Origin of the sequence: Nocardia sp. NRRL S-836 (assembly GCF_001279525.1) — a bacterium.
GTDB lineage: Bacteria > Actinomycetota > Actinomycetes > Mycobacteriales > Pseudonocardiaceae > Lentzea.
The window spans coordinates 19,248-32,006 of record NZ_LGDY01000146.1 but is presented as its reverse complement, the minus strand read 5'-3'; the positions used below and the strand labels follow the sequence as shown (position 1 = coordinate 32,006).

9 protein-coding genes and 2 pseudogenes are annotated in these 12,759 nt (G+C 67.6%); 10 read left to right on the top strand and 1 reads right to left on the bottom strand.

Features of this window, described 5'->3' with window-relative positions:
- The coding region (locus ADL03_RS47745) for an IS3 family transposase (RefSeq protein WP_157529693.1) at positions 1 to 824 on the bottom strand (824 nt) is incomplete at its 3' end.
- 119 nt (positions 825 to 943) lie between these two features.
- On the opposite strand from ADL03_RS47745, the gene ADL03_RS49065 reads away from it, so the two are divergent.
- The 10 genes and pseudogenes from ADL03_RS49065 to ADL03_RS47730 form a co-directional block, all read left to right on the top strand.
- Positions 944 to 1,399 carry a hypothetical protein gene (locus tag ADL03_RS49065; RefSeq protein ID WP_197289076.1) on the top strand — a complete coding sequence of 152 codons (456 nt, stop codon included), beginning with the start codon at positions 944 to 946 and terminating at the stop codon, positions 1,397 to 1,399.
- A pseudogene (locus ADL03_RS50945) lies at positions 1,396 to 1,494 on the top strand (hypothetical protein); the annotation flags it as partial. The gene ADL03_RS49065 and the pseudogene ADL03_RS50945, both read left to right, overlap by 4 nt.
- Positions 1,495 to 1,703: 209 nt before the next feature.
- Entirely contained in the window at positions 1,704 to 2,099 is a 396-nt protein-coding gene (locus tag ADL03_RS50045) for an acyl carrier protein (protein ID WP_063798868.1), read from the top strand.
- An 805-nt stretch (positions 2,100 to 2,904) separates the two neighbouring features.
- Positions 2,905 to 4,386 (top strand): hypothetical protein, encoded by a 1,482-nt coding sequence (locus tag ADL03_RS39885; RefSeq protein ID WP_197289074.1) that lies wholly within the window; start codon positions 2,905 to 2,907, stop codon positions 4,384 to 4,386.
- Positions 4,383 to 5,117: a hypothetical protein gene (locus ADL03_RS39880; RefSeq protein WP_053738841.1), complete on the top strand. Its 735-nt coding sequence runs from the start codon at positions 4,383 to 4,385 to the stop codon at positions 5,115 to 5,117. Before ADL03_RS39885 ends, ADL03_RS39880 begins: the two co-directional genes overlap by 4 nt.
- A complete protein-coding gene (locus ADL03_RS49055) occupies positions 5,117 to 9,448 on the top strand; it encodes a hypothetical protein (RefSeq protein ID WP_053738840.1) in 4,332 nt (1,443 codons plus the stop codon). Before ADL03_RS39880 ends, ADL03_RS49055 begins: the two co-directional genes overlap by 1 nt.
- A complete protein-coding gene (locus ADL03_RS49050) occupies positions 9,438 to 10,493 on the top strand; it encodes a Wadjet anti-phage system protein JetD domain-containing protein (protein WP_197289073.1) in 1,056 nt (351 codons plus the stop codon). Before ADL03_RS49055 ends, ADL03_RS49050 begins: the two co-directional genes overlap by 11 nt.
- Positions 10,494 to 10,711: 218 nt before the next feature.
- A complete protein-coding gene (locus tag ADL03_RS47740) occupies positions 10,712 to 11,047 on the top strand; it encodes a hypothetical protein (RefSeq protein WP_157529691.1) in 336 nt (111 codons plus the stop codon).
- A 71-nt stretch (positions 11,048 to 11,118) separates the two neighbouring features.
- Positions 11,119 to 11,577, top strand: coding sequence for a hypothetical protein (locus ADL03_RS47735; protein WP_157529690.1), 459 nt, complete (start codon positions 11,119 to 11,121; stop codon positions 11,575 to 11,577).
- A gap of 925 nt (positions 11,578 to 12,502) precedes the next feature.
- Positions 12,503 to 12,682 (top strand): annotated as a pseudogene (locus ADL03_RS47730) (cold-shock protein); the annotation flags it as partial.
- Between the last annotated feature and the right edge of the window lie 77 nt (positions 12,683 to 12,759).

Genomic DNA, 12,759 nt, shown 5'->3' with positions numbered 1-12,759 from the left:
CGGTCGCTGGTCTTCCAGCCCACGATCCGGTTGGAGAAGGCGTCACGGACCGCGGCCAGCCAGAACACGCCCTCGCCGGTGGGGATGCGGGTGGCGTCGGCGACCCACAGCCGGTCCGGGGCCGGGGCGGTGAAGTCCCGGTTGACCAGGTCCGGCGCCGGTGTGGCTCGTGGATCGCGGCGGGTCGAGGGTGTTCGCCATTTCTTGCGCAGGAACGCGCCCTGCAGCTCGTGGCCGCGCATCAGCCGCTCGACTCGTTTGCGCGACACCCTGATCCCGCGGCGGCGCAGCGTCGCGTGCACCCGTGGGCTGCCGTAGGTGCCGCCGGAGGTGGTGTGGATGTCCACGATCTCGGCCACCAACTCCTCGTCCTGACGCTGCCGCGGTGACGGGTCTGCCTGGCGCTGGACCCAGCCGTAGTAGGTGGAAGAGGCGATACCGAGGACCCGGAGGATGGGCTCGACCCCGAAGCGGCCGCGAAGCTGCGCAACAAGCTTCACGACCGTCGCCGGGCCGGGTCGAGTTCCGAGGCGAAAAAAGCACTCGCGGCTTTGAGGATCTCGTTGGCGCGCTTTAGTTCCGCGTTCTCCCGCCGCAGCCGGCGCAGCTCCTCCGACTCGCTGGTCGTGGGCCGGTCGTCCCGCTCGCCGCGAGTCCCGCTCGCCGCGATCGGCCTCGTCCTGCCGGATCCAGTTACGCAGTGCTTCGTGATGCACCCCGAGCTGCTCGGCCAGCCGCCGGATCACCGGCTTCGGATCCGACTCCCGATACAGGCGGACCGCTCGAGCCCTCAGCTCGTCGGGGTACTTCTTCGGTGCTGCCACGGACGACTCCCTTCAGGTCCTATCGGACCATGCTTGAAAGTCTCCGAGCTACCGGGGGAACCTCACACTGTCGCTTCGATCCGCCGTCTCGTCCTGCGTCTGGCAGGCGAGAACCCCTCGTGGGGGTATCGACGCATCCACGCGAACTTGCGCTGCTCGGTGTCGCGATCGCCGCGTCGAACGTGTGGGAGATCCTCAAGACCGCCGGCGTCGATCCGGCCCCGCGCCGGACAACCGTTACCTGGGCCGACTTCCTGCGCTCGCAGGCGGAGGCGATCCTGGCGATGGACTTCGTTGAAACGGTCACGCTGACCGGTCAGCGCCAGTACATTCTCGCCGCCATCCACCACGCCCGCCGGCGTGCCTGGGTAGTCGGCACCACCGCGCACCCCACCCACGCATGGGTCAGCCAGGCTGTCCGCAACTTGCTCATGGACCGCGAGGACACCGGATACGCCGCGCGGGTCAGGCTTCTCATCCGTGATCGAGACGCCAAACATCCCGCGTTGATCGAGGATGTCCTCGGTTCCGCGGGGATTGCGACGGTACTAACCGGTGTCCGGATGCCCGCATGAACTCCATCATCGAACGCTGGGCCAAGACACTTCGCGCCGAACTGCTGGACCGCACGCTGATCTGGAATCAGGCCCACCTACGGCACGCGCTGCGCGAGTACGAGCGGCACTACAACGAGCACCGCACCCACCGATCACTCGACGCCGCAGCACCCCTGCGAGTCCGGCCCCAGCCACTTGAACCCGACCAGATCGAACGCCTCACCATAGATCGACACGGCCGTCTCGGCGGAGTCATCCATGAGTATCAGAGCCAGGAACGACCAGTCCGCTCTCGTAGGCCACGACCACAGCCTGAGCGCGGGTGGTCAGGCCGACCACACCGCCACCAGGAGGACGTCACGCGCTGTTCGAACACGTCCGCGATCCGCGGAACGGCAAGTCGCGCGAGGGATCGGCGGCGGAGCCGATCACCCTGCTGCGGGATCTGCCTGCCGACGAGGTGTCCGACGCGGCGATGGCCGTGATCCGGAGCGTGGTGGCGGCCGAAACCGGTGTGCCGGAGCACCGGATCGAGCCCGAACGGCCGTTCTCGGACATCGGCCTGGACTCGGTCATGGGCATCGCCATCCGGGGCAAGCTGCAGCAGAGCACCGGAATCGAGCTACCCGCCGCCATCCTCTGGACCCATCCCACGCCGGCGGCTCTGACCCGCTACCTCAGCGCGATGGCGGAAGGAGCCCGGAGCACGGGGCGTTGACGGGTTCCAGCGCGGACCGCGTGCCGTCCACGGCACGCGGTCCGGACCTGTCAGGGACGCAGGAGGATCTTGCCCTTCCGGCCGGGGGCGCCGTTGCCGCGTGCGGCGTCGGCGATCTCCCTCAGCGGGTAGACGTGTTCGACCGCAGGGTGAGCGACCTTGCTGCCTCAGAAGCCGATGATGGTCACCTGCTTGAAGATCACGTCGCCCGAGCTGATCTCGAGGGTGGGGGAGGCCATTGCGCCGAACACCACGAGCCGCTGCTGAAGCCGATGAGCGTGAGGTCACAGCCCGCCAAGGTGTGCGTGTGGTCCCCGGCACGTCATCGACCGCGGCGAAGCACATATGCCATAGCTGGCGGTCAAGGAGGATCTGCCGCCCCCGCAGAGTGTCGTCCGCCGGGGACATGAGCGAGGCCACGAAGATGTCCATGAGATCGCTACCTGCGTTGGGCGAGACAAGCCGCTGAACTGTTGCTTTTCAGCAGCTGTGCATCGCCGTGTGCCGCTGCCGCAGGGGCCCGCGATAGTGGACCTCCAACGCGCACGGATTGGTCAGTTGCTTGACAAAAGCTGGACACTCGAGCCGAACAGTCCGACAAGACTGGATCATCAGTGCGAGGCAACAATTCAATTCAGATCGCGATCGACCACGAGGCGTCCGATGACCGCTGCGGATCCCCCTGCGCTGCTGTGCAATCTGGTCCCTTGTAACGCGCTTGGCACGGTGGGCGACGTGACCAGTCAAAAGCGACGTCCGGCATGAACGGAACCCGTGGAGCATGAGTCGACCGTCCGATGCCCGCTTGACCACGGAGCTGCACGGGCGATGGCAGACATTGCAGCTGCTGGGTCCCGTATTCGAGCTCCTCAACCGCGCCGCTCCTAGGGCGGATTTCGAGCACCGCGGCTACGACTTGGCTCAACTAGCCCTTCGGTTGATCGACTACGTCGTGCTCAACCAGGCCAGCCTCGACGGCTCCGTCAGTCCGGCCGCCGTGGTGGACCACCTGACGCAGGTGGCGAGGCGGATGAACCCGTCCGACCCCCGTCGCCCGTGGGCCAAGGTGGCGAAGTTGGTGCTGGGCACCGTGCTGAACGATGGTCGACCGCATCAGGCGACGTGGGTGGAGCCCGCCGCCGACGACGAGACCGGTGAGCGGGCCGAGGCGTTCCGCTTCCGGCTGTTGCGCCTGACCGACGGTGATGAGGGTGCTGCCATCACGGCCACCGATCAGGCGATCGTGCTCTACCTGCAAGCGCTCAACACCGACCTCGCCGACCGTGCCCTGGCGCTCAAGCTGATGGTCGAGATCCAGATGAAGGCGGGCGAATTCGCCAAGGCGCTCGCGTCGTCGCGGCAGGCGACCAGGACGGCCCAGGGACTGTCGGCGAGCTTGCGGGAACGGCTGGAGGACACCCGTCGCGACATCCGGGCTGTGGACTGGCGCGGCGAGATGCCGACATGGCTGACGGACGTTTTGGCCCAGCTGTCGACGCAGCTCGAACGCGATCGACAGCTTCGCGACCTGGCCGAGCGGTCCAGCGCAAACCCGGCGGCACGGGACACGTGCCGGGAGATCGTGCGCGAGGTCAGGCGCGGCGAGGACGTGTGGTTGCGGCTGGAGCGGTACGTCCAACGGGCGATTCCGGTGTTTCTCGCCGCTCAAGAGGTTCAGCGGTTCCAGCCGCGTGGCCTCGCGGCGGCGATCGACCTTGCGCGAGACGTGCTGCGGCCACTTCTCACCGCGGACGACGACTCGTTCGCGCTTTCCACGCACGAGCTGGCGGCGGGCGTCGCACCACCTGTTGTCCCGTCCTGCTGGGGGCTCGACGAACTGTGCTCCGTGCTGCTGCGCGCTCCGGCGATCCGGGAACAACCTGACCCGGAGGTCGACGATCCCGGTGATCTCGGCGACGCCGTCGGCGACTCGGTTCCCGACGACGTGGCCAGGTGTGCGGCTGACATCCTCGCTTCGGCGGCGCACCGCCCGACGCGGCTGTCCGAGCTGCTCGCCGTCGCACGTTCCCGGGCGGCGGAGGTCGACGACCCGCTCCGGTTGCTGGACGTGGTGTGGGGGGCTTCGCTGTGGGTGTTCGTCACGGGAGACGACACCGCGCCCGACGACCGGCCGCGCAGTGAAGACCTCGCAGCCGCTCTGGCTCCCTTGGTCGCACTCGACCAAGGCATCTCCCTGGTGGACGACCGCTACCGCGGTCCCGACCTCGTGCTCGCCACATCGGTGGCGCTCGACCGGATGGACCTCGATGCGAGTGGAGCCGCATGAACCTCGCCGACGTGACTAATGCCGCGCTGCTCATCCGACTCGCGCTCGGTCCAAAGGAACGGCCGACGACGGGCAGTCCGTACCGCGCGCTGCTGGACCGCTACGTGACGGACACCGGGTTCGCCGAGATCGTGTCGCGCGTCGCCGACGGCCTCGGCCTGGACCTGCGACAGCCCACACCTCTGGGCCTGCTCGTGTCCGGACGCGGAGATGGTCCGTTCGCGGTCACCCTGGAGAACTCCGGTCTGCCTGTCCGCACCGGCCAGAACCGGCTCCAAGACCGGCGTTGCTTCGGCCTCGTGCTGGTGGCTGTCGCGGCCTTCGCCTACCCGAACGGTGAAGCGTTGATCGAGGCCGGCAGCCCGACCGTCCGCCCGGTGGAACTGGAGCGCTTCCTCGACCGCAACATCGCCGCGGTCGTCGAGGCCGCAGCCGACGTCGAGGACGAGTTGGACGGGCAGCTCGGTGAAGCCGCACGGATGTGGCAGGACCTGCCGGAGGTGCTGCCGGCCCAGAACGGCGGTCTCAAGCGCGACTGCCGTCGCGACTACGTGATCCGCACTCTCGAATTCCTGGTCACGACGGGGCGGGCCCGGCGGGAGCCCTCCCTCGACGACGAGCGGGGCAAGGCGTACATGCTCAACGACCGGTTCCGGGTGGGGCTGGCCGAGACGACCGAATCGTTGGTGTTCGCGGCCCTGGCACGCGGCTCCGGGCAGGAGAGCGACTGATGTTCCGGCTGCGACGGCTGTATCTGGACTCCATCGGCGTTCCCGAGAACCGGTTCTCCGACCTGTTGGTCGACCTCACCGACGTGGCCGGCGAACCCTGCGACGCCATCGTGTGGCTGCGCAACGGTGCGGGCAAGACCACGATGCTGTCACTGCTGCTCGCACTGATCCTGCCCGACCGGCGCGACTTCCTCGCCACTCGGACGAAGAAGCGCACGCTGGAGGATCTGGTCCAGTCGAAGGACACGGCGCACGTGGTAGCCGAGTGGGCGGATCCGGCCGGCAACCTGCTGTTGACCGGCGCCGTCTACGAGTGGGATGGCCGGGTACGCCCGCGCGACTACAACGGCCCCGGCAAGGACAAGCTCCGGCGCAGTTGGTGGTGCGTCCACCCCGACCCGTCCGTGGAAGGCTCGACCCTCGACGACCTGCCGTTCACCCTGCGCAGCAGCGGCAGGTACGACCGCGAGCGATTCCGGTCGCACATCAACGAGCTGGCCGCGCTCGGCGTGAACGCCGTGGTGGCCGACCAGACCATCGGCGAGTGGCACAACGCGCTGCGCGAGCGCAACTTCGACCCCGACCTGTTCCACTACTTCACCGAGGTGAACGCCGCCGAAGGCGGTATCGACGGGCTGTTCGCCGAGATCGACTCCCCTGGTGCGTTCGTGCGCTACCTGCTGCGCTTCGTCGGCGACAAACAGCGGGTGGCCCCGGTGCGCGAGCTGCTCGCCGACACCGCCGCCGAGATCGCCAAACGCCCGGTCTACCAGGCTGAGAAGGAGTTCTGCACCACGGCCGCACCCAAGGTCGTAGCGCTGGGTGAGGCGCACCAGGCCGTGGTCAACGCCTCGAAGAACCGCGATGGGGTATCGGTGCGTGCCGCAGGCTTCAAGCGCGCTCTGTACCAGGCAGAGGAAGTCGCCCAGGGCAGGCGTGACGAGGCGGCCCGGTTGGTTGAGGATCTCAGCAGCAGGCTGACCGATCTGAAAGGCGGTGTGGACGCCGCCCGCAGGCGGCGCGACGAATACCGCAGGATCGCCGTCGACTTCCTCGTCCGCTCCGCGAAGACCCGGCTCGCTGAAGCGCAGGGCGAAGTGCACGCGGCTGGTCTTGAGGTACGCGCTTGGGCCGCGGTGGAGGACCATCTCGTCCTGGAAATCGCAAAGGCCAGGTTGGCCACGACTAAGGAAGCCCTGCTCGACGCGGCCGATCAGGTCCAACCGCTCGTCCGCAGGGCGGAGGCCGCGAAGGCCCTCGTGGCCGGAGCGCTGGAGAACGAGATCGCCAAGGCGGATCGCTCACTCAAGACGATGAGATCCGCTCTCGATGACGCCCGCGGCGACAGGGCCAAGGCACAGGAGGCACTCGACGCGGCGAACGAGCGGCTCGCTGAACTGAAGAGCGAAGAAGATTCGCTCCACGACCACATCGCGCGTTTCCAGGCCGAGAAGCAGCAACTGGTGACCGAGGGGATCATCACCCGAGACGAGAGCATCGACGCGGCCGAAGCCCGGTGGCGCGAGGAGGAACGAGCCGCTCGACAGGATGTCGAGCGGCTGCGGGCCGCTCAGGTGGCCGCACTGGAGGAGATCAGTGCCGGCGAGAAACGGTTGGCACTGGCCCGGACCGGGACGACCAAGGCCCGCGACGTGCATCAGCCCCTCGCGGAAGACCTCCGCCGGCTGACGCGGCGAGCTGCGGAGTTGGCTGATGACGCACGCCTGCGGGAACTGCTCCAGATCGACCTGGTGGATCTGGCACACGGTGTCGACGACGTCCTGGATGCGCTCGCCGGTGCCGTCGCCGCTGCCGAGCTCCAAGCGATCACCGTTCGAGAGGAACTGGCACGGGACGAGCGCGCGATTCTCGGCCTTGAGCAAACAGACCTGCTGCCACCGCGCCCCGAGGTCGAGAAGGTGCTCCACGAGCTCAACCGGCTGGGGGTCACGGCGCACTCCGGGTGGCACTACCTCGCCAAACACGTGCCGGCAGACGAGCACGCCGCCGTCATCGCGCAATTGCCCGACGTGGTCGACGGTGTGGTGGTCTACGGCGACCCCAGCGGTGCCGCGGCCGAGGTCACCACTGCGGTGGAGGACGTCGTCGTCTTGGCTCCGGCGACGGCTTTCGTTAACCGCGAAGCGCCACGTGTCGTCCTCGGCCCGGCGCGGGCCCAACACGACCCCGACGCGGCGTCAGCGGAACTGGAGCGTCGACGCGGTCGCCACACCGCGGATGGCGAGCTCCTGGCACGGTTGAGCGAGCAGCGCGGCCACGACGCCACCCGAATCGCGCGAATCGAGGCGTTCGTCGGCGAACTGCCCGCTGACGGCATTGACGGCCTGCGCGAGCGCACCGTCGCCGCCGAGTCAGCACTGGCACAAGCCAGCGTGCACGAGGACACCGTGTCGGAGGAGCTGCGAACGACCCGGGAGCGCGCGGACGAGGCCTCCGGCCTGCTCGCTGACCGGAGGGAACAGCTCGCGCGGATCGGGGCGGTCCTGCCACGAGTGGCGGTGTTGGCTGCTGGTGAACGGGACGTCGTGGAACCCGCGAAGGCCAGGCTGGCGGCGATTCCGGATGAGCGCTCTGAGACTGCGGCCCAGGCCGGTCGGGCCCACCAGCGCCGCGAGGACGCCGCACAGATCATCGAGCGACTCGTCACGGACATCCGCGAGCTGGACAGGCGGCGAACCGAGTGGACGGGACGACGTGAAGGACTGCCTCGACCGGCCACCCCCACCGACCTGGCGCTGGAGGCAGCCGAGGCCGTCCACGCCGAAGCCCAGCGCCAATTGCGGGAGGAGTTCCCGGAACGAGAGCTCCGCAGGGCGGTGGAGGATGCCGAACGGGAGGTCGTCCAGGTTGGCAGGGCGTGGAACACGCACCCGGAGGAGGTGCAGCGATCCGCCCTCGAACTGGTCGCCAGCGAGGCATCCGCGGATCACGACCTCCGCGCCCGCGCCGCCGCCCGCGCCGCCGAGCGCCTTGAACGTGCCAACCAGGCGGTCGGCGCCGCTCGGACTGATCTCGACACCGCCAGGCGGAAACAGGCCGAAGCACCCGTGAGCAAGCTCCGCGGCACTGACGAGATCGAGCAGCCCACCGACCAGGAGCACGCCGAGCGGTTGGCCGCGGCCGCGGAGGCGGAGGCGTCGGAGGGGCAGTTGAGGCTGGGACAGACCGAGAAGGACCGCGATGCCGCGGCCGACGCGGTCCGCAAGGCCGAGACCCGCGCCGGTCTCCTGCGCGACCAGGCCGACAAGCTGCGTCAGGTCGCCGCAGCCGACCAGCCGTCCGGGACGATGCCCGACAACGACGAGGAGACCCGGGCCGTCGTCGGGCACCTCGTCGCGGAGCTGGAGAAGGTGCAGGAGGCGTACGTGGCAGCTGATCGCGCCCGCGCGGTGGCCGTGCACGACCTGCGGACCTGGGCCGGGCAGGACCGCTTCGCCGCAGTTGCGGAGGATGAACACGGACAGGCCGTGCACCGCTTGCGTGAGATGTTCCGGGGCGAGCACGTCATCGAACGCGTGGCGGCGCTGGCCGGTGAGCTGGCCTTCGACCTGGAAACGAGGGAGAAGGCCATCGCCCAGCAGCTCGAGCAGGTCGCGACCCACAAGAACAACGTCGTGGTGAGGTTGAGCGACCTGGTCGCCGATGCCCTCGCCCTGCTCAACCGCGCCTCCGCCCTGTCCGAACTGCCGGAGGGCATCGGCCGCTGGGAGCACCGGAAGTTCCTGGTGGTCGAAGCACGCAATCGCCCCAACCGGGACCAGGTCGTCCTTCGGGTCGGGGAACTGGTGGACCGCATGGTCCGGAGTGGCCGTATCGAGTTGGACGCCGTGGAGCTGCTGTGGCGTGCGACGGAGGCATCAGTTGTCGAGGGATTCAAGGCGACCGTGCTCAAACCCTCGCCCGACCAGCCGATCGGGCGAACCCCGGTGGAGGAGATGCGCAAGTGGTCCGGTGGTGAGAACCTCACCGCCTCACTGGTGCTCTTCTGCGTGCTCGCCCGGCTGCGCGCCGAGCAGCGCACCGGCGCCAAAGCCGGCTCTGCGGGTGGTGTGGTGCCCTTGGACAATCCTCTCGGCAAGGCCAACTACCTGCCCTTCCTCGAACTCCAGCGCAAGGTCGCCCGAGCTAACGGCGTCCAGCTGGTGTTCTGGACGGGTATCGGCGACCTCGGTGCCGTCACGACCTTCCCCCGGATCGCGGCCATGCACAAACGGTCCTCCACGACGCGCGAAGGTCGCGCGTACGTGCAGGTCGATGACAACAACTCGCAGGTCGTCGACGTGGTGTCGGCGGTACGGCATGAACCCTGAGAAGGCCATCACCGACGCCATCGCTCTGGCGGTGGAGAAGTCACGTGTCCGTCGCGTGCCCCTCCAAGTCATCCTCGTCGCCGCCGCGTCGGTCGATCGAACTGCTGCCGCCGCAGTGGGATGGAGGAGCCGTGTCCTTACGGCTCTCGCCACCCTGGCTGCTGAGGGGCGAGTTGAACTGCCGAAGACCAAAGCGGATCGCTCAGCCCATCCTCCACTCCCGCTCTACGTGACGAGGCCCGCGCCGCTCCGTCTCGAGCGAACCCCGAGACCTCCTGTGGTCTGGCATGCGGAGTTGGCGTGGGCGGCCCAGCTCTTCGACGAGAACCTTCTGAGCCCCGCCGAGTTGTCGTTTCTCGAGGCGGTCAACAACTGGCTGCCGAAGCGCAGAGCGGTACGGGTACCGGTGCGCGAGCGCTCCTTGGAGGTTCTGGGCGACGAGAAGGAGCTGGAAGCCTGGATGCTCGGTTCGTTCTTCAGTCCAGGGAGGCTCACCCTCGAACTGCTCGAAACCTACGCATGCTGGCCGCCAGTGGAGCAGACAACGCTTGGTGACCGATCGTGGTTGGTGATCGAGAACTACACCACGTACCGCTCAATCAGCGACCGGGCGGAACAGTTGGGGTTCGACGGTCGGGTTGTTTGGGGCTCAGGCAACCAGGTCGGGACCCGCCTCGCGGCTTTGAGCACGATGGCGCCTGCGCCCACGGCCTGCTGGTACTTCGGCGACATCGACACGGGAGGTCTGCGGGTCGCCAAGCTGGCCGAGAGCCGTGCTGAGGTACTGGCCCTGCCACCGGTCACACCCGCACGTGGGCTCTACCGACTGCTGCTCCACCACGGAACCCCACGGTCGTCGAACACAGCACGCCCGACGGCCGCCCTCGTCGCGTGGGCGCGAGCGTGGTTCGAAGAGCCACTGGGGGAGGCCGTGACCTGTCCAGTCGCTGATGGAAGGCGCTTGGTCCAGGAGCACATCGGGGTCGAGGTGCTGTCCGGGACCACGTTGGCTGACTGGTTCGACCAGCCGGAGTCGTTGGCGTAGGAGGTTGGTGCGCTCACCAGCCGTCCGGTGTAACGACGGTCGTGCAGTACCGAAAGGCCGTAGTGCAGGGAAGGTCTTGCTTTCCCGGCAGCGCTTCACGATCAACTTGCGTACCTGGACCGGCAACTCGGTGGCCGGCGTCGAAGGTTGCATGCAACGCAGGGCCGTAACGATGTCCAGCCGAACTGGAATTTTGTGCGAAGTGAAATGTTCAGTGGGTGATCGACGATCGCGCTAGTATGCCTGAAAAGGACGCCGCCCCACCAGGATGTGCGCTCCCGTGGGGCAGCCTACGCGCTGCCGTTGCCTCCCTGGTGGTCGTCGTCTTTCTGCTGGCGGCAGCGGGAAGCACACTGTTCTATCTGCAGCGTTCGGCCCAGGGCGAGCTTGAACGGGCGCGTGCGGACATCGCAAATGTGGTCGATTACGCGACGAAAAATCATCGGGACCGGTCGGAACAGCTCAACGCGGTGACCAACGCGAAGCTCTCGGCCGAGGAGAGCGTGCGAACCTGGCCGCCGATCTGGCTTCACTGGCGCGCGCTAACCAGGTAATGCTTCAGGAGCACCATGGCATAGTGTTGCGCTCGGCCAGGTCGTCCCGCGGCCTGACCATCGTCGTCCTGGTGCTCGGCTTCCTGCTGGTGATCTCCCTGGGAATCGTTTTCGTGTTCATGGTCGACGGCGTCGCTTCGACCATCGCGGCATCGGTGGTTACGGCCGCAGATGCGGCGGTGACGGGGTACATCACGCGTGCCGTGCTGCGGAACTCGGAGAACTCGAACCGCGAAGTGAGCAGGTTCTTTCACCACCCCCGACAGCTGGAGAGGGTGCTGGCCGCTGAACGCATCCTTGCCGGCATCTCATCGGAGAAGGGCGACGAGGCCCGCCTTGAAGTGGTGAAGCCCTGGTCGTGCCTCCGGCGGACGCCAAGGCGGACTGAGCCGAGAGGCCCTGACCGCCGAGTGTGCGATTGTGCGGCTCGACGAGGCGGCCAGCAACGCGCGACTGCGGGTGAAACCTCACCGCGAAAACGCAGGCGAAAGGACGCCGAGTATGACGGCGTAACCGTCTTATGTGGATGAGATTGTCCGTCTTGTCGGCTAGGACGCTGGAGACTTCCGGTCGGAGCCGGACAGTGGAACGTGAATTTGTGCCCACCTCCGAACTGGTGGAAGCGCTCGGCTTCGAGCCCACCGCCTTCGGAAGGGAAATGGGCGATCTTGGCGGTCGTCCGATGCGACAGTACATCCGCGACCAAGACGGCACACGACGCGTTCTCGGATACTTGACGGCCGATCTTCGAGCTGCGATCAGCGTGGCCCGCGTGATCGGTGACCTGTCCCGCCGTCCCACAAGCGGCAGCGGCCGGGACAGGTCGATAGGACGGGATGAACATCGCACTCACCTGCGCAAACTTCGCGCCACCGCTGGTGGGAGGGGTTGTCGGCTCGTCCCTGTTGGCTTCTCGGCGGGCCGCGCCGGGAGGCTTGGGAGCCATGGCAGGGCGTCCCAGGGGTGGCCTGGCGGCCAACCGCAATCGTCGGGTGCGCAGATCCTCTGCGCGTCGCACTCGCCGGTCCTGGCCTCGTCATGTGACGTAGCGATCATCGAGCTCGGAGAGCTCGGCTTCCAGCTGGCGAAGTGGCAGAAACGGCTTCTCATGTCATCTGGAACCGGCTTGAAAACGCAAACAGGTGCTCAAGCGAGCTTGAGCACCTGTTTGCGTTGATGTAGCACAACATTCTTTCTGTCTGAGGGGGACTTGAGTTCCCATACGTACGAATCTGCGGCGGCCTGAAGCGCAGGTCAGCCACCAAGCATAGTTTTGGCACCCCACACGTCCGCATACTCGGGCAACGGCTGGTGAAGGGCGCGAACTCGGTGACTTCGGCGATGTACTGGCGGCGGGTCGCCGCACGTCGGGATCAGGGTGTACACACGCGTCTGGGACACTGGTCCCACGACCACCCGTGAGACCAGGAGTGCACTTTGTAGCAGGGAACCGTCTGCTGGTACGACCTCGAGCGCGGCTTCGGCTTCATCACCCCCGACGCGGGCGGGCCCGACCTCTTCGTGCACGTCTCGGTGGTCTCCGGCAGCGAGCCCCTGGTGGCCGGGGAGCGGGTGCGCTTCCGCATCAGGCAGAGCGACCGGGGCCCGCAGGCCGATTCCGTCGAGCACGCCTGACCGTCCGGGAAAGTCCCTACGACGCCGCGAAGCGGGCGACGTAACGGCGCTGCCGGGACCGCCTTCTCCAACTGGGC